Annotated in this window: 15 protein-coding genes and 1 pseudogene; 4 read left to right on the forward strand and 12 right to left on the reverse strand. The window is 41.4% G+C overall.

The features are described 5' to 3' along the window. Positions 1–26: 26 nt before the first annotated feature. Both J2T13_RS11575 and J2T13_RS11580 read right to left on the reverse strand, forming a co-directional pair. Positions 27–461, reverse strand: coding sequence for a DUF1641 domain-containing protein (locus tag J2T13_RS11575; RefSeq protein WP_429371368.1), 435 nt, complete (start codon positions 459–461; stop codon positions 27–29). Between the two features lie 520 nt (positions 462–981). Continuing rightward, positions 982–1,734 carry an SDR family NAD(P)-dependent oxidoreductase gene (locus tag J2T13_RS11580; protein ID WP_429371370.1) on the reverse strand — a complete coding sequence of 251 codons (753 nt, stop codon included), beginning with the start codon at positions 1,732–1,734 and terminating at the stop codon, positions 982–984. A gap of 333 nt (positions 1,735–2,067) precedes the next feature. Between J2T13_RS11580 and J2T13_RS11585 the strand changes: the two genes are divergently transcribed. Further along, positions 2,068–3,564 (forward strand): peptide MFS transporter, encoded by a 1,497-nt coding sequence (locus J2T13_RS11585; RefSeq protein WP_429371371.1) that lies wholly within the window; start codon positions 2,068–2,070, stop codon positions 3,562–3,564. Between the two features lie 159 nt (positions 3,565–3,723). On the opposite strand, the gene rlmN is transcribed toward J2T13_RS11585, so the two are convergent. Continuing rightward, a complete protein-coding gene (rlmN, locus tag J2T13_RS11590) occupies positions 3,724–4,824 on the reverse strand; it encodes a 23S rRNA (adenine(2503)-C(2))-methyltransferase RlmN (RefSeq protein ID WP_429371372.1) in 1,101 nt (366 codons plus the stop codon). Between the two features lie 292 nt (positions 4,825–5,116). On the opposite strand from rlmN, the gene J2T13_RS11595 reads away from it, so the two are divergent. Next, the gene (locus J2T13_RS11595) at positions 5,117–5,848 is read left to right on the forward strand and encodes a hypothetical protein (protein WP_429371373.1); all 732 of its coding nucleotides are present in this window, start codon (positions 5,117–5,119) and stop codon (positions 5,846–5,848) included. Positions 5,849–6,063: 215 nt separating this feature from the next. Here the strand turns inward: J2T13_RS11595 and J2T13_RS11600 are convergent, their stop codons facing one another. The 3 genes from J2T13_RS11600 to J2T13_RS11610 form a co-directional block, all read right to left on the reverse strand. After that, positions 6,064–6,741 carry a glycosyltransferase gene (locus J2T13_RS11600; protein WP_429371375.1) on the reverse strand — a complete coding sequence of 226 codons (678 nt, stop codon included), beginning with the start codon at positions 6,739–6,741 and terminating at the stop codon, positions 6,064–6,066. A 149-nt stretch (positions 6,742–6,890) separates the two neighbouring features. Further along, the gene (locus J2T13_RS11605; protein WP_429371376.1) at positions 6,891–7,775 is read right to left on the reverse strand and encodes an NAD(P)-dependent oxidoreductase; all 885 of its coding nucleotides are present in this window, start codon (positions 7,773–7,775) and stop codon (positions 6,891–6,893) included. 179 nt (positions 7,776–7,954) lie between these two features. Further along, on the reverse strand, positions 7,955–8,551 hold the full coding sequence (locus J2T13_RS11610) for a TetR/AcrR family transcriptional regulator (RefSeq protein WP_429371377.1): 597 nt from the start codon (positions 8,549–8,551) through the stop codon (positions 7,955–7,957). 157 nt (positions 8,552–8,708) lie between these two features. On the opposite strand from J2T13_RS11610, the gene J2T13_RS11615 reads away from it, so the two are divergent. Continuing rightward, entirely contained in the window at positions 8,709–9,770 is a 1,062-nt protein-coding gene (locus J2T13_RS11615; protein ID WP_429371378.1) for an endonuclease/exonuclease/phosphatase family protein, read from the forward strand. Positions 9,771–9,835: 65 nt separating this feature from the next. Here the strand turns inward: J2T13_RS11615 and J2T13_RS11620 are convergent, their stop codons facing one another. The 3 genes from J2T13_RS11620 to J2T13_RS11630 form a co-directional block, all read right to left on the reverse strand. After that, entirely contained in the window at positions 9,836–11,092 is a 1,257-nt protein-coding gene (locus J2T13_RS11620; RefSeq protein WP_429371379.1) for a polysaccharide deacetylase family protein, read from the reverse strand. A 5-nt stretch (positions 11,093–11,097) separates the two neighbouring features. Further along, positions 11,098–11,814, reverse strand: a complete 717-nt coding sequence (locus J2T13_RS11625; protein WP_429371380.1) for a hypothetical protein — start codon at positions 11,812–11,814, stop codon at positions 11,098–11,100. A 293-nt stretch (positions 11,815–12,107) separates the two neighbouring features. Next, positions 12,108–12,464, reverse strand: a complete 357-nt coding sequence (locus J2T13_RS11630; protein ID WP_429371381.1) for a nucleotide excision repair endonuclease — start codon at positions 12,462–12,464, stop codon at positions 12,108–12,110. 297 nt (positions 12,465–12,761) lie between these two features. Here J2T13_RS11630 and udk point away from each other — a divergent pair, with 297 nt between their 5' ends. Further along, positions 12,762–13,397, forward strand: a complete 636-nt coding sequence (gene udk, locus J2T13_RS11635; RefSeq protein ID WP_429371382.1) for a uridine kinase — start codon at positions 12,762–12,764, stop codon at positions 13,395–13,397. Between the two features lie 185 nt (positions 13,398–13,582). Here the strand turns inward: udk and J2T13_RS11640 are convergent. From J2T13_RS11640 to J2T13_RS11650, 3 genes and pseudogenes are all read right to left on the reverse strand, one after another. Then, positions 13,583–13,951: pseudogene (locus tag J2T13_RS11640) on the reverse strand (SDR family oxidoreductase); the annotation flags it as partial. Positions 13,952–14,081: 130 nt separating this feature from the next. Beyond that, the gene (locus J2T13_RS11645; RefSeq protein WP_429371383.1) at positions 14,082–16,433 is read right to left on the reverse strand and encodes a M56 family metallopeptidase; all 2,352 of its coding nucleotides are present in this window, start codon (positions 16,431–16,433) and stop codon (positions 14,082–14,084) included. 45 nt (positions 16,434–16,478) lie between these two features. Further along, positions 16,479–16,868, reverse strand: coding sequence for a BlaI/MecI/CopY family transcriptional regulator (locus J2T13_RS11650; protein ID WP_429371384.1), 390 nt, complete (start codon positions 16,866–16,868; stop codon positions 16,479–16,481). Positions 16,869–17,010: the final 142 nt, after the last annotated feature.

Below are 17,010 nucleotides of genomic sequence, written 5' to 3' on the forward strand. Positions count from 1 at the left end.
CGCTCTTACTAATTATTGTACATGCACTATTTTTTGCTGCGTTCTTCACTAACTTGAAGATAAGCATTCACGAAACGGAACATCTTCTGGGCTTGTGGATCTTTAAGCATCTTCATCAGACCAAAAATACCGATCGCTTCGTTGCTTACTTCAGCACGGTCTTTGGCTTCAATAACAGTTGCCGCGATGTTCTTAACGGAGTCTTTCACCGGTCCTACGATTTCTGTAATCGCTCCAACGGTATCGCTTTTCAATGTATCATCCGTCGCAACGGATTGGGCGAAATCATATGACTTCGTCATGAATGTAACGATTTCAGTCAATTTAGGCAACTGCTCTATTAAAGCAGTTAGAGATTCCTGAACCTCAGGTTTTAATAACTGATCCAGTAAATCATTTGTACTTGCAGACACGGCTTGTGGTTCTTGTTCAGACGTTGTCTGAGTGATTGATTCTGACATATCTAATTCTCCTTTACGATAAGCAGTATTCGCTTCAGCTTTGTATTTGATGGATTGTCACGCATATTATGGATAATCCGTCATTCATAAAATAATCACTAAGCTTATAGAGGTTGTTCAAAAAGTCATCTTTTGATCACGAAGCATATCAAGAGGCCTAATCGACGTCGAAGATTGAATTCAGCCGGTCTTTCCGGTGCTGAAAAGTCGACTTTTTGAACTCGCACTTATGGGCTTAATGATTATGGTTCATGCTTATACTGAACATTCAAAATTTTAAACTCTTACTTTAATCATACGACTAACCACTAATATTATCAAACTTCTTTTCTCAGGGACGAAGTATAAATCCATGTGTTCACAAATTGTTCACAAATAAGGTATACACAGAGGCTGCGTTTCATTACTTTTCACCAAGGCCACTGATATTATGCACAAAGGCGTTAGTATTGTATATACCATTGGCAATCAAAAAACTGGGCGCACAAAGTCATTTGTACGTCCAGTTGATCAGATCTTATTATTTCGCTGTAACGCCGCCATCGACAGGAAGTTCAACACCTGTAATATAAGAAGAAGAATCAGAAGCAAGGAAAAGTACCGCTTCAGCGACTTCAGACGCGCGTCCAACTCTTGGTAGAGCTGTCTGAGATAAGAACCAAGCATGCATCTTATCATTACTAATCATATCAGTAGACATTGGAGTTTCAATAAATCCTGGGTGAACCGAGTTCACGCGAACATTAAATTTACCGTAGTCAACCGCAGCTGCCTTAGAAAGCATACGAACAGCCCCTTTTGAAGCCGTATAAGCACCCGCTCCACTACCGCCTGTCAACCCAGCAATAGAGGAAATATTAACGATCGATCCACCGTTATTGTCCTTCATATGTGGAATGACGTACTTCATTCCTAAGAAAACACTGGTAACATTGATATTCATGACTCTGTTCCATTGGTCCATCGTTGTATCCAGTAGGTTAACCGCTAAGGAAATACCCGCATTGTTAACTAATACGTCGATTTGGCTATATTTTTGGATGGTATCATCTACCACTTTGATCCATTCTTCTTCCACAGCAACGTTATGAGCAAATGCCGTTGCCTCTCCACCATTCGTTATAATTTCTTGAGCAACAGCTTGAACAGCTGCTTCATTTATATCCGTTAATACAACTTTAGCTCCCTCTTTGGCAAGCAAAATTGCCTCTTCACGTCCCATTCCACTTCCAGCACCTGTCACAATCGCTACTTTTCCGTTTAAGCTTCCCATTGTTGTAGTCCTCCTTGAGTTATGTCTTACCTATATAGAAATTTACTTCGTTTCTTTGATGATTTCGAAATTAAATCATTGAAATATAACAGAATGATTAATTAATCACTCTGTGTAAATGATAACAATACATGCAATTCATTGTCAATAACTATTTTAAATTTTATACTTAATTATTGATAATCCCACTCCTTATTCTGCTCGTTTTCAATAAAAATTCTTAATTATCTTACCCTTCCTGAATGAAAGTGATTAATATTTCTTATTTAGGGATAATAACAGAGTATAATAACAACAAAGTACTCTAACATTTAATAAGAGGGAGGTTGTCCGATGGCAGACATAAGCAGGCAAAAAATAGTGGATAGTGTCCCACAAAAAGGATTCTTTGGGCACCCCAAGGGATTATTTACTCTGTTCTTCACAGAGTTCTGGGAGCGTTTCTCTTATTACGGCATGAGAGCAATTCTTGTTTACTATATGTACTATGAGGTATCAAAGGGCGGGTTGGGTTTTGACGAAAGTACCGCTCTAGCGATTATGTCGATCTACGGATCACTCGTGTATATGTCTGGAATTATCGGCGGATGGCTCGCGGACAGAATATTAGGAACTTCAAAAGCTATATTCTATGGTGGAGTTTTAATTATGTTCGGGCATATTATCCTAGCGATACCTGGAAGCGTACCTATGTTCTTTGTCTCCATGGTTCTGATCGTGATTGGTACAGGATTACTGAAGCCAAATGTATCTAGTGTCGTGGGGGAGATATACAGTCCAGAGGATCTTCGCCGGGATGCAGGGTTCAGCATTTTCTACATGGGAATTAACCTTGGAGGATTCCTTGCTCCTCTAATTGTAGGAACCATTGGAATGAAACAGAATAACTTCCACTGGGGTTTTTCAGTTGCAGCTGTCGGGATGTTTGTAGGATTGATATTGTTTGTCATGACCAAGAAGAAAAATCTAGGTCTTGCGGGCACCCAAATAGCGAATCCTCTATCCCCATCAGAAAAGAAAAAGACCTTTACCTTCATGGGTCTGGGTGCGGTGATTATCGCTGCCTTGATTGCAGTTACTATTCCAATGGGGCTTCTTACATTCAATACCTTTATTGCTCTTGTAGGTATATTAGGAATTCTAATTCCAACCCTTTACTTCGTTGTCATGTATCGCAGTCCTAAAACAACTGTTATCGAGCGTTCCAGACTCATTGCTTATATTCCGCTATTTCTTGCGTCTGTGATGTTCTGGGCCATTCAAGAACAGGGATCAACGATCCTTGCCAGGTATGCGGACAAGCGTACGCAGCTAAATTTTGCAGGAATTGAACTCTCGCCGGCTTGGTTCCAATCGTTGAATCCATTGTTTATTATCGTTCTGGCCCCTGTATTTGCGTGGCTTTGGGTAAAACTCGGCGTTCGTCAGCCCTCAGTCCCTACCAAGTTCTCTTTGGGGCTATTGTTTGCCGGATTATCATTTCTGATCATTCTTTTACCCGCTTACTTCGGGGGTAGCCAATCACTCGTTAACCCACTATGGCTCGTTCTTAGTTATTTCATTATCGTGATTGGAGAATTATGCTTGTCACCTGTAGGGCTCTCAGTAACTACCAAATTAGCACCTGCTGCTTTCTCGGCACAAACGATGAGTCTGTGGTTCTTGTCCAACGCTGCCGCGCAGGCAATTAATGCACAAATTGTTAAATTCTATAGCCCCAAGACTGAAATGCTTTACTTTGGTGTGATTGGAGGAGTAGCTATCCTACTCAGCATTCTCCTCTACATGCTTTCTCCTAAAATTCAGGGGTTTATGAAGGGTGTACGATAACTGCTACGGTGAATTCGGATGGCAAAATAGGCCTTTCAATGCTTCCTGCTTAAAAAAAAACCTCTGGTAATGTGATTGTAGTTCTTTCACATTACCAGAGGTTTTTTTTATTAAACTACTTCCCTTATTTAAATATACAAAGAAATGAATAAGTAAACTTCACCCTAATGCAAATCGGTCTTGATCCGAGATATCATCTTCGGATTGCTTTTTAATTTGTTTACTTCTTAACTGTCCACAAGCCGCATCAATATCTGCCCCATGTTCAAGGCGAACTGTACAGTTAATATCTTGCTTTTTCAACGTATCATAGAACGCCAGAATCGATTCCTGCTCGCTTCTCTGATACTGACTATGTTCATCTACCGGATTGTACGGGATTAGATTCACACTACATAGATTCTGCTTATCACGAATCAACTCAGCAAGCTCCAGTGCGTGCTCCTTGCGGTCATTTACATCCTTTAGTAGAATATATTCGAACATAATTCTTCGATTAGTCTTCTCTAAATAATAGTCTACAGCCTTCATCAATCTCTCAATGGGAAAGGCACGATTGATGACCATGATCTGTGTCCGAAGCTTATCGTTCGGGGCATGTAATGAAATAGCCAAGTTGACTTGCAGATCCGCATCGGTGAATTCAATGATTTTATCAGGCAGGCCACTGGTCGATACCGTGATACGCTTCGCCCCAATGGCTAATCCCTTCTGATCTTTAATCACTTGCAAGAAGTCCACCAGGTTCTTGAAATTATCGAATGGCTCACCTATCCCCATCACCACAACATGACTCACTCTCTCATCTTGCTGCGCTTGATCCAAATGCTGCTGGGCCTTCATTATTTGTTCCACAATTTCACCGCTCGTTAAATCACGGCTCTTTTTAATTAAGCCACTTGCACAAAAACTACAACCGATGTTACAACCTACTTGCGTAGTGACACAAACGGCTAACCCGTATTTCTGTCTCATCAATACCGTTTCAATCAGGTTGCCATCCTTTAATTTAAACAAGAACTTTATCGTTCCATCTGCCGATTCTTGTTTAACATGTTCCGTTAAGGTCTGAATGACAAAGTGTTCTTCCAATAGCTGTATACACTCTTTATTGACATCAATCATTTCCGCGAAGTCGGTTACCCGCTTCCGATATAGCCAATCCCATACTTGTGATGCGCGGAACTTTCTATGCTCATGCTCTAAGAGCCATGCTGTTAGCTGTTCAAATGTTAATCCATAGATGGATGCCTTATTCATACGTTACCCTCTTTTCAAAACTATAAAGTTCAATATTATCTATCTTAAGCAGCCGAAGCTAACCATTCGATTCCATTGTCCCAAATTTTTTAGTTTAAAACAAGGGGAGATGCGCTACCCTCTCTTGTATACAATATAACCTTCTAACCCACACTGATGATCAGGCAATAGGCCACCCCCATTCCAACGTTGCATTTATGTTATAGTTTATTCTGAGGAATGAAACACTAAACAAATAAATCAATGAATATTTATACAAAAAATAATAAAAAATTAGAAAGGTGGAGCAGATATGGCCTATCCATTCATCATCGAGCCAAGCACCTATCACGCCTTCGAAGACGAGGCGGCACAGATTGAACAATGCAAAGAATGGAGCTTGCTTTCAGAGAAAGCTTCCAAGAATAAGCCTTTTTTCTATAAGGGAAATGGACTAAATCTGGCTTGCACCATCATCGGCTATGTCGATAACATCACTGCGGTTATCCAATTCGACAACAACCAGCTTCATTGCATCCATCCCTCGTACCTGAAGGAGATGCAGACCGGTAACTACGGCCAGCGGGTTTCAGCTGCAGGGGAACAAGCCATGGAGTCTGAGTCAGTAGAGTCAGTAGAGTCCGAAGAGCCTAAAACACTTGTAAATCCACAAGAAGAAGCACCTATAGTGAAGGCCAAGCCTGCTGAGCCTAAAGCTAAAAAGTCCAAAACATCACCAAAACTACAATTACCAGAAGAAAAGGTGAAAATGATCGCTAAGGTACAAGAGTTCACGACCGTACCCAATCACTTCTCCGATAATGAAGATGAGGTGGTTATTTACGAAGCTATTCGTATCATCGCTGAACCCGAAATCGAAGTGGGTACCGCTTGGTCCAGCCATAGTGCCACTATTAAAAAAATGGAACTCCAAATCGGTGATACGATCACATTTGAGGCTAAAATCGTAGCGAAGAAGCTTACAAAGCATCCTGTTCCTTACAAGATCAACAATCCCGCCAAAATACAAAAAGAAGAAGCTTAATCCTAAGGACTTTAGAAACGAATATCATATTTGAGAACGAATATCATATTTGTGCGAAAGGCCACACCCCTTTGCTTCTAGCGAGGGGTTATTTTTCTTGCCCTCTACTCAAGGTTGGATTGGGATAGAAACAAAAATGGAACTACCCTAGGTAGCTCCATTCATAAGAACAGTATATCAATACAAAATACAAACAAGCGATTCCTCTAAGTCATTTAGAACTGATCTGGGAATTGCTTAACAATTCCTTTCGTGAGGACATCTGCGAACATGATCATATGCTCCTTGCCTTTATCGTAGGCAACAATATCAGCATCCCAATCCTTCTTGAGTCTCGATGTAAGTGCATCGGTTACGAATTGTAAATGTACATACAACATATCCTTTAATTCTTGATTCGACCAGTTGGGATTCGCACTACTAAGAAATTTAGCAATGTCATCGGCATTCCTATGCCACTCTTTATTATACTTTTCTACATCCTTCTGATTTCCAGCCTTTGCTGCATCTACTATTTTACCTGCTAACAGAATATGCTCTCGCAGTATCCCGGCCAGCTTATTTCCCGCTGCCTCACCATAATAGGGCTTGATTGCATTTCCAATATCCTGTTGGTTCTGCAAGAGCCTCGCCAACACTTTTTGTTGATCCTCCATACCCGCAACGGCACTTACGATGTAATTTCTCGTCCATACAACATGATCAATCCAAAGCTCCCTCAAGTCACTCTTGAGCTTTACTTGGGATGGACTTATGCACGCTTGTTTTTCCATATGGAATTGTTGAACTTGTTTACTTCGTGTTGCTTCCGCTTGTATGGGTGTCACACTAAATGCAAGTACAAGGGACATGGACATATATAACAGTGTCAACTTAGATGATATTCTTTTCATTTAACCTTCTCCTTCATGATAAGTTGAACATTCCTGATATATTATGGACTATTCAATTCAAATCATGCATGAGCTTAGAAATTTATTGAAGCTGCGATCAAAGTAATATTCATTATAATAACCATAACGGAGGCATCCCTTGTTTAAGGCTAATCCTCAATCCAATGCTTGAATAATGCCTGTGTTCCCTTATCTTCATATCCTTTGTCAGCCAATTCCTTATACAGAGACTCTGACAGAGCAAGTGCCGGAGTATCGAGACCCATTTCTTTAGCTGCTGCTAGGGCGATCCCCATGTCTTTAATAAAGTGTTTCACATAAAAACCAGGCTCATCATCGCCAGCGATCATACGTGGGCCGAGATTGCTAAGAGACCAGCTTCCGGCAGCACCCGTTTCAATACTCTTCAATACGGTGTTCGCATCAAGTCCTGAAGTTTTGGCGTATGCCAAAGCTTCACAGACACCCATCATGTTAGCAGCAATGGCAATTTGGTTACACATCTTCGTATGCTGTCCGGCACCGGCTTTACCTTGAAGGACGATATTTCCCCCCATCAGTTCGAATAAGGGACGCACCGCTTCGAAGTCACCTGAATCTCCGCCGACCATAATGGACAGCTTACCATTCCTTGCGCCGATATCCCCACCCGATACGGGTGCATCAAGAGCATGTAACCCTTTCGTAACAGAAGCCTCATAGATGCGCTCTGCGAGCTGAGGACTGGATGTAGTCATGTCAATCAGGTAGGCACCGGACTTAGCATTTGCCACCAAGCCATCAGCACCAAGGTAAACTTCCTCCACATCTTTTGGATAACCCACAATCGTGATCACGACATCACAAACATCGGCCAACTTGGCCACTGTATCATGCCATACGGCTCCTTCTTTGATCAATTCCTCAGCCTTAGAAGGCGTACGGGTATACACATGTAATGCATACCCTGCGTTCTGAATATGCTTGGCCATACTTTTTCCCATGACGCCAGTTCCAATAAAACCTACTACAGTGTTCTCAGATGTTAGTGACATTACCCTTGTCCTCCTTTAGGATTGCTTACTTAAATCTTATATTACCACTTTTCAGTTCCGAGTATTTCCCACAGCTTGCTAGATTTCATTCAATGTAACTAGATACCCTAAAGAACATGACTCACGAATACACTCGCATACCATGTTCCTCACCCTTGATAGGTTATGTACATTACTTACTATCCTTCCTTTATCGTACCCACCATCTGTAGCAGTAGTTCAATGGTTAGCGGTGTCGCAGGTTTAAAGCCCCTCAACTCAAAAATAGTAAAGTCATGCAGAACCGAAATGAACAATGTCGCAATCTCCTTGGCATCTCCTTGCATAATCGATCCCTCACGCTGACCGTCCTCGATCAGAGCTGTACAGAGCGACAAATTGTCCTCCACTCTCTGCCTGATTACCTTCTTTGCTTCTTCAGATAGCACGTCGGAAGACAAGGCTTGGAGTGTCACCAGCAAGATATCCGTATCTTTATTCATTATTATGAAAGTGGACATATTTCTCAGCTTTTCTATCACGGTTCCGGCCTGTTGCTGAGTATCCAACAGCAATTTCGTGAAAGCATCCTGTCCTTGATGAATAAGAGTGATCAGTATTTCTTCTTTAGAACCAAAGTAATTGTAAATATGACCATGACTCAGACCTGCGTCCGCAGCAATTTCACTCACCTTGGTCTGGATACCTTTCCTCGCGAAAACGCGCGAAGTGGAATCAAGGATTTGTTTCGTTCTTTCTTGGCGCAACTGCTGATCCTTCAAGGGGTTTCTAGGCATTTTCTTGTTACCTCCGGTTTGATTATCCTATATATTGTAGCAAACCATTACAGGTCACACCACCTTCGCACTAGACCCATCCTCTATATCATGGTACATTCTCGGTAGCATTCTACCTTTAATAGGGGAAAATCCAAAAAACCAATGGAGAAATCTAATGAAAAAACGATTATTAAAAATGTTAGGTTCGGTTGTTCTAGTGGCTACCTTGATTGTAGGGGGATTCTTACTCTATATTACGTTAACAGATTATAACCCCGGTATCATTGAGGAGCTCTCTGTAGACAACAACAACGAACGAATGCTGAAGCTCAATGAACCTTTTACCATTACAACATTCAATATTGGCTATGCCGGTTTAGACAAAGATCAGGATTTCTTTATGGATGGAGGAACAATGTCCCGTTCTAACAGCGAAGAACAAACGAAGATAAACCTTGCAGCCATAGCCTCTTTTATGACGACGCTCCGCTCGGACCTGTTCATGATGCAGGAGGTGGATGTCCGTTCTTCCCGGAGTTATCATGTGGATGAGGTCACATACCTTTCGAGTGAATTATCGGAGTATAGTCATGTATTTGCGACTAATTATAAGGTTCCTTGGGTACCCGTTCCTATCCTTGATCCCATGGGCTCCGTAGACAGCGGCTTATTAACGTTATCTAGATTCAAAAGCACAGACAATAGCAGATATAATCTGCCGGGAAAAGAATCCTGGCCGCGCCAACAGTTAGATCTGGACCGGGCCTTTGTTGAAAGCAGATTCCCTGTCGATAACGGCAAAGAATTGGTTCTTGTTAATCTTCACTTGTCTGCCTTTGACCAAGGTGGCACCATTCGCAAGCAGCAATTAGACTATCTATCATCTTTTATGAAAAGAGAACATGACCAAGGTAATTACTTGATCCTAGGTGGCGACTGGAATCATGTCCTCCCTGGTACAGACCCCCAAACATTCAAAACCACCCAGACATGGCCTGAGTGGTTGCAACAGTTCCCTGAAGGCTTCACACCTGAGGGATTTAGCTGGGTGATTGATCCCAATGTGCCATCGGTTCGGACACTGGATATCCCCTATTCAGAAGGTGTTAACTTTAGAGCCGTTATTGATGGTTTTCTAATCTCGCCAAATATTAAGCTTAACATAATACAAGGCCATGATTTATCCTTTAAGCATAGTGACCATAACCCGGTAACAGCCGAGCTTGTCCTGCAATAAGAGAGATGTTATTCGTAAATAATGTGAAGGGGTTATTCTCAAGAGATAACCCCTTCACATCTACTCTATTTAAAAATGGCGAATTTCAAGTTTTGCTCCTTAAGATATTCGATGATTTCAGGCAACACCTCTACTGTCATCTTTCTTTCATGTAGAAGATAAAGCCCCCCAGTCGGATCGGACTTATGGAAGTAGTCCATAATCTCCTCTGGATTCTTTGCGTTCCAATCCATAGGATCTCGATTCCATTGCAGTACCTTCATCTGTTTCTTCGTCACCAAGTTGGCTAGTCTATCATTAATTGAACCATAAGGCGGCCGAAAAATAGTAATAGGTGCTTGAATAATTTGTTCGAGCGCCTTATTCGCTTTAGTAAGGTTCTCCCTATTCTCTTTATCACTATTCTTAGTCATTTCACTATGGTCCCATGAATGACTACCGATCGACATATCATGTTGATTCGTATAGCTAACCTCTTCTGGATAACGGAGGACTTTGTTACCAATGAAGAGAAACGTAGCTGCCACCTCATGTTCCACCAAGATATCCACAATTTCTTTCGTGTATTGGGACGGACCATCATCAAATGTTAAAGCTACATAATCTTCTGGTAGACTATATTCATATTTATTGGAATCTATTTCGATTTCATCATACATTGGCGTCTTTTCCTGTGGAGGTTCTGTAACGTCTTCGGAAGGTTGATCTTGCTTGTTTTGCATAATAGCGGTGGTATGAACAAGGGGAAGGAGCGGCACAATGAAGGTCTCCTTAGAGCTGGCTTTGATTGTAGGATTCTCCAGAGCATCGGCGTTATCCACAAACAGATTACCATCCATTCGCAGGGTACATAGAATCAACAAAAAACTGAATATGATACGTCGCAAGCCCGCGTGTCCCATTCGTTGTATCCCACAAGGTTTGAGAAGGGGCGCTCCAACAGATGATAACTCAGCTTGATAGACCATCTCAGTCTTTGATTGACTTTGCTCTTCCTGTTTCAATTCAAGAAGTTGAGATACATAATATTTAGAACATACGAAATACAACGTTTCACTAAAGTTTTTATTCATTTTAATCAGACTGCTGTAATGTACGTTCCGAAAAGGATCCCATTTAGGATAAAGTGATAATCTCACTCTTTCTTCGGTAAAGGGACCCAGCATGTTCAGTTGAATATATGTAAATTCATCAATGGTAAGAATGCATCTTTCAGATCCGATCTCACGGATTAGATCTACCTCTATCTGATAACCTGTTAACTTGTGTGCAAGCGACAGTAACTCAATCATTAGAATTGTGCTGGTCTCATTAGATGACATGAATCCTATGTATCCCCGCTTCCATCTTTACGCTCTGTCATGTTATTGCCAAAGGGTAACGTCATTCGATTGGTAAAATCACTAATCATGTTCGAGAGATATGCTTTTTCTTGTCTTATCGTTTCGTACTTCTGTCTTAAGTGGGAGTTTTCGATTTCCGAACGGCTAATCTTCTCCTCTAAATCATTCATCTTTTTGACTTTTTCAGCATGAGCTTCATTATGTTTCTGAACAAGACTCACGTACTTTTGCTGTTCTAGATCAACTGTGCTTTTTAGTTCATCGATCTCATTGGACATGCTAGCCTGGAGTTCACGATAATCTTCCATCACTTGATCTACTTTCAGATTCTTCTCGATTAATTTATGTTCAAGCTCTAAGACGTTCTTTTCTCTCTCCTCAATGACTTTATTGAGGTTCTTCATATCCCGGTTTAACCGCTCAACATGCCCGCTGGAATGTGTCAAACGATCTTGAAGCTCATTAATATTGGTCTCAGCATGTTGCCTCGCCTGAATCATTTGCTCTACGGCGAAGATCAAATCCAACGACTTTTTATCTAACTGAGACTTACTTGTAGAAACAAGACTAGTCAAATTCTCACCTGTTTCATGGGTTTCCATTTCCACATCGGCCTCTTCATCCGACTGTAACTTTTGAACCACATTGGGTTTCAGCTGTTTCTCCGTCGAATCCTTCTTTTTAAAAAAGGGAGAGATCATCTATACTATCACCTCTTTAAATAAATGTATAAAAATAGAAATTATATTGGCGAAAAATGTAAAAAAATGTAGAGTTATCACGATTCTATTATAGTGTAAATATCCTGCATGTAAGTGAGCCTTTATATCTAAATTGATTAAATGCGTCTAAAGTCCTAGTTACACTGTCGTCAGTATGACCTAACCCTCCTACAAATAGCCGATCCAACAAGGTCGTAAGACTGATAATGGGCATAAAAAAACAGTAGGCTCAGTCACTTGACCGTGTCTACTGCTATTTGTAAATCATTGGTTTACTTGAATAACACTTTGTCCACATTATATTTGGCCTGAAGTTCATTAACAATATACGTTTCATATATTTCTCTATGAACTGGGCTTTCGATAAGACAAACATCAATTTTAGTGACTTCTTCTCTATGCATTTTCATCGGGGATACTGTATCCTCGAAGTGTTTCTTGATTCTTGGTCTTAACTTCCTAGCCTTGCCCATGAACAATAGTTCCTCATTGTCGTTGTAGAACATAAATATACCACCCATATCTCTCGGAATCAGGTGGAAATCGGTAAACCCGTAAATATGACTAAGCTCGGGATGATCTTGTTTCAAAATGGAGACATCCGGTTTTGGAATGGTTATGTTTATCACTATAGCTCACTTCCTCTTTCTATATAGGAGTAAATATTATCACAAATCTCAATGTAACACCATTGTCTATCTTCTTAGCAACATAAGTCAGGGCTCAGCGGATGATACTAATAGGGTAGTTCCACCTAGCCACGAGTACTCCGAGTTTTCATTTTATTATGTCTTAATTCTTGAAATCGACAAATTCAAATATATGCCAAGCTTTCTTTGCCTAGATCAAGGTGAAATAATACGTTCGCTGTGCTACAATATTGGAATTGCAAAAAGCAAGCATTTAGGGAGGTCTATTGAATCACCATGCTCATTATTGGTATCGCCGGCGGCACCGGATCCGGCAAAACGACGGTGGCTCGATCCGTCATTGACCGTCTTGGTTCGGGCAAAGTGACTTTCATATCTCAAGATAACTACTACAAGGACCATTCACACCTTAGCCTGACCGAACGTGAAGCGATCAATTATGATCATCCGTTCGCCTTTGATAATGAGCTACTCATTGAACATCTCAAATCTCTAAAAGAGGGTCGCCTCGCCTATGCACCAGTATATGACTTCACTGTCCATGCCCGCTCCACTATCGATACAGTAGAACTGAAATCCAACAATATCGTCATCCTCGAGGGACTTCATGTGCTATCCGACGAGAAACTTAGGACATTACTCGACATCAAAGTATTCGTGGATACCGACCCGGATGTGCGTATACTCCGTCGTGTATTACGAGATATCGAAGAACGTGGTCGTACCATTCAATCGATTCATCACCAATATCTAACTACGGTAAAGCCTATGCACGAAGCGTTTATTGAGCCTTCCAAGAAATATGCCGATTTGATCATTCCTGATGGCGGGCATAATGAGGTCGGCATTCAAATGCTCTCCATATTGACTGAAAAGTATTTGACAGGCGATCGAACATGGGGCGACGCTTAATAGCACTGACTTGCTCATGACATAAAGCGCTGTGCATAAAACAAACTTTTCTTAGATCCTCGGTGTAACATTGTGTCTTGGGTATGCCTATTTTTCCAAAGAAAAAGGACAGACCCTAAGGTCTGTCCGAGCTGCTGAGACATTCTCAGCAGCTATTTTTATATTCGTCCACTGATTTCTTAGTTTTATTTAGATCGAGCTTGCTCCAGAAATTGATTGAAATCTGGCACGGTCGGGTTGGCTATATAATGCCCACCCTCAACTTGAATAGTCTGTCCAGTAATAAATTTGGATTCATCAGATGCCAAGAATAGAACCGTGTTTCCAATATCATCTGCTTCCCCATGATAAGGTAATGCATTGTACTTCATGAACATATCCAGCACAGCTTCCGGCATATTATTCTTAGCTGCAGGAGTTAAGATAAGTCCTGGAGCGACCCCATTGCAACGAATCTTATCTTTACCGTACTGTGCAGCAATGTACCGGGTAAGATTTACAACGGCTGCCTTAGAGGCTCCATAAGCAGAGCGAACGGTATCGCCTGCGAATGCATATCGGTTCGATCTTTTTCCTATTATCTCAAATGAGGGGTACTTTAATTCGTATTCACATTAATATAGAGGAACTGTTATCTCAAAAAAACCGCTTGCAGACACTCTGCAGCGGTATGTACGAACTCAATTATTGTAGATCATTAATAGAGACCGGACCTTCTTTCATGAGATAAGCTACAATTTCAGCCTCTTGCGTGTATTGCCCTTCGCCTTGTAGAACGGCTTGATAACAAACATCATTCTCTTTCCAGAAGTAACTTACATTATCGCTGTCGTTAGGCATACTAAATGATCCACCGATTGTGTAACTTTCCGTTCGTAACGCTTCTTGACCGTCAATCATAACGGGACTAAGCTTAACCGTATTCTTTTGACCCTCCACTTGGATATAGGTTACCTCACCGAAGCCATTCCTCACTTCCTCAACTCTCATAGGACGACTACTCTTCGCACTATTTCGATCGAAGACTTGGTAAAAGTCTGCCTGATTGCCGCTCTTCATTTCATCATATATACCCTTATCCTTGATCTGCGAAAATTCTACACCTTGGATGCCTGATGTAGATGACTCTTCCCGATCATACTGAATTGCAAGTAATCTTCGTCTATAATCGGTATCGTCCTTCGGATAGCTAAAATTCAGCTTAAGCGTCACATAGGCCTTGCTAGCTTTAAATGAACCCGGAATTAGCTGTGGAAATTTCGGTGTGAATCCGATGCTCTCTTTAGCCAGCTCTATATCCCCTGTATCGTAAATATTAGCCATCATCATATGATCATGATTAACATCACGATCTAATAAACGCTGATCAGGATACGTCATTGAAGCCATCACATCTTGTAACGCCTTATCATTTAAGGTGAAGTGTTCCTCGATCTGATACCTTACTCCTTCGTCCAACCAAAGATAATAATAGCGTTCTTCGTTTCTACTGTAAGTTAGAGTCAGCTTAATCGCATCATGACCCTGCAGACGAAGTGATTCTTTCTGGATATGAACGCTACTATCCTCTGTCTTACCCTGATTCTCCCATGCTTCAATATCAGCAGCTGCCTCTTCCAGCCCCTTGCCATCTTGATATGCTTTAATAATAAAGCTTCCAAAACTGCTGTTGATCCCAGTCCATGCTGTGAACGTCATCCTTACCTGATCCCCTGTATGTCCCTGTCCCTGTTCCTGTACCGTACCTGCTGGAAGAAGATTAACCTCTTCAAACGTAAATCCTGAAGGTAAATTTCCAGGAACTTTAAATTTGAAATTCGCTACATCGACTGCTTTGGACATATTATCATAGGTCCAGAAAGTGGAGTCGAATAGGACACGCCCTGTTGGTGACCAGAAGGAGTTACTCTCTGTCTTGGCCGTGGGAGACGGCACATCACTCTTCGCATTGGTCAGCGTAACTGCACTGATTAGCGCGAGACATACCACGGCAATGAGGGATAGCCTATAGGAACCTTTTCGAAAAGACTTGATCATGGTTATTCTCCTTATAATTTGACGTTTCGGATCATGACCATAGAAATACAGGAGATGAGGTTGATCTCTTCTCACAGATGAATGTTTGACCAAAGTAATCATCGTCATGCCATAGGACAGTGCTTCTGCTTCCCCTAAGGTCTCAAGTACACAAGCATCACAGGCCAGCTCTCGATCTGCCTTCATCTGTTTGACCGTCATCCACACGACTGGGTTCATCCAATGAACGGCGAGCAACAGACTACCTATAAAATTCCAGACGACGTCTCGGCGCTTATAATGAGCTAGCTCGTGGGCAAAGATATGGTACAGCTGCGTCTCATTCAGGTGTTTGTCCATCCCCTCAGGAATATAAATCCATGGCCGAATCAGACCTGCAATATATGGACTTCTCGCATACCTGCCCGTATACAAAGGAATCGACCTCTGTATACCGAACTGTCTCCTACAATCATCCAGCGCAGCTACAATCTGCTTATCGGTCACCCTTTGGTATGATCTAAATGTTCTTCTCATTACGATTTGATAAGCCACTAAATACAGTAAAACTACGCTTACCCCAATGATCCATACCACAGCGGCCACTTGAAAGTATAAAGGATAATTCACTTTTTCAGGTTCTGTTGTACTCCCCGTATAAACTTCTCTTACTTCTGATGATTGCCTATTCAGATTCAATTCCGCTGGTGATAATTCTTGGTTCCCCTCACGCCAAGATGGAATATCCGTTGTTATCTGACTTATTTCCGGCTTCATTAGGGTGCTTGCGGAATTTTGCATACCGCCTATCCAATCCACCGCATTAAAAACACTCATAGAACTGCTAGGAAGGACAGGTAACAGTAGTCTTAGTATGACAATGAGCCACAGCATCTGACGGATCCGCGGGTTCAGGTGACGGTTGAACAACTTTTGTACCAGCATCACCAGTAGCGCCACTGCTCCTGCCATCAAAGTAGAATTACAGAACCATAGAAACACATTACATAGTATCGTCATAGGTTACCTCATCATAGTGGATTGTCTGTAAGATCATAATAGTCGTCATTCCTCGTTTTTCTTTTCTTTCTTATCCAATAAGATCTGCTCCAATCTTTCAATCTCTTGATCCGATAAATGCGCCTCTTCCAGGAAATTTGTGACAAGGATCGCTTCTGCCCCACCAAACACCCTTTTCAGAAAAGACTGACTCTCAGCTTGAACGCATTCCTTCTCTGAGACTAGTGGGTAATATAAATAACTTCGGCCTGATTTCTCAAACCCGATCGCCTTCTTCTTCAATAATCGGTTGATAAATGTTCTTACCGTCTGATCGCTCCACACAATCATGCCCGGAAGTTGGCTTAAAATTTGTTCTGTCTGAATCGGATGACTCTTCCAAATCACCTTCATAATTTCCCACTCTGAGTCGGTTATCTTAGGAATATCCTTCATATGCTAGCCTCCAAATTACTTACATCTCTAATTATTACAATTGTAATATATCACATATTGGTAACTATTACAATTGTAAATTTAATAATCGGCCTTCACACATAGGGTGCATTAAACTAATATCTTTCTTCTTCATTTGAGT

It is taken from the genome of Paenibacillus sp. DS2015, assembly GCF_050433705.1.
In the GTDB taxonomy this organism is placed as follows: Bacteria; Bacillota; Bacilli; order Paenibacillales; family Paenibacillaceae; genus Paenibacillus_AQ.

What these genes read in the sequence shown, in the direction of transcription:
- J2T13_RS11575 (WP_429371368.1), bottom strand. Translation starts at nt 461, where the DNA reads ATGTCAGAATCAATCACTCAGACAACGTCTGAACAAGAACCACAAGCC.
- J2T13_RS11580 (WP_429371370.1), bottom strand. Translation starts at nt 1,734, where the DNA reads ATGGGAAGCTTAAACGGAAAAGTAGCGATTGTGACAGGTGCTGGAAGT.
- J2T13_RS11585 (WP_429371371.1), top strand. Translation starts at nt 2,068, where the DNA reads ATGGCAGACATAAGCAGGCAAAAAATAGTGGATAGTGTCCCACAAAAA.
- rlmN (WP_429371372.1), bottom strand. Translation starts at nt 4,824, where the DNA reads ATGAATAAGGCATCCATCTATGGATTAACATTTGAACAGCTAACAGCA.
- J2T13_RS11595 (WP_429371373.1), top strand. Translation starts at nt 5,117, where the DNA reads ATGGCCTATCCATTCATCATCGAGCCAAGCACCTATCACGCCTTCGAA.
- J2T13_RS11600 (WP_429371375.1), bottom strand. Translation starts at nt 6,741, where the DNA reads ATGAAAAGAATATCATCTAAGTTGACACTGTTATATATGTCCATGTCC.
- J2T13_RS11605 (WP_429371376.1), bottom strand. Translation starts at nt 7,775, where the DNA reads ATGTCACTAACATCTGAGAACACTGTAGTAGGTTTTATTGGAACTGGC.
- J2T13_RS11610 (WP_429371377.1), bottom strand. Translation starts at nt 8,551, where the DNA reads ATGCCTAGAAACCCCTTGAAGGATCAGCAGTTGCGCCAAGAAAGAACG.
- J2T13_RS11615 (WP_429371378.1), top strand. Translation starts at nt 8,709, where the DNA reads ATGAAAAAACGATTATTAAAAATGTTAGGTTCGGTTGTTCTAGTGGCT.
- J2T13_RS11620 (WP_429371379.1), bottom strand. Translation starts at nt 11,092, where the DNA reads ATGTCATCTAATGAGACCAGCACAATTCTAATGATTGAGTTACTGTCG.
- J2T13_RS11625 (WP_429371380.1), bottom strand. Translation starts at nt 11,814, where the DNA reads ATGATCTCTCCCTTTTTTAAAAAGAAGGATTCGACGGAGAAACAGCTG.
- udk (WP_429371382.1), top strand. Translation starts at nt 12,762, where the DNA reads ATGCTCATTATTGGTATCGCCGGCGGCACCGGATCCGGCAAAACGACG.
- J2T13_RS11645 (WP_429371383.1), bottom strand. Translation starts at nt 16,433, where the DNA reads ATGACGATACTATGTAATGTGTTTCTATGGTTCTGTAATTCTACTTTG.
- J2T13_RS11650 (WP_429371384.1), bottom strand. Translation starts at nt 16,868, where the DNA reads ATGAAGGATATTCCTAAGATAACCGACTCAGAGTGGGAAATTATGAAG.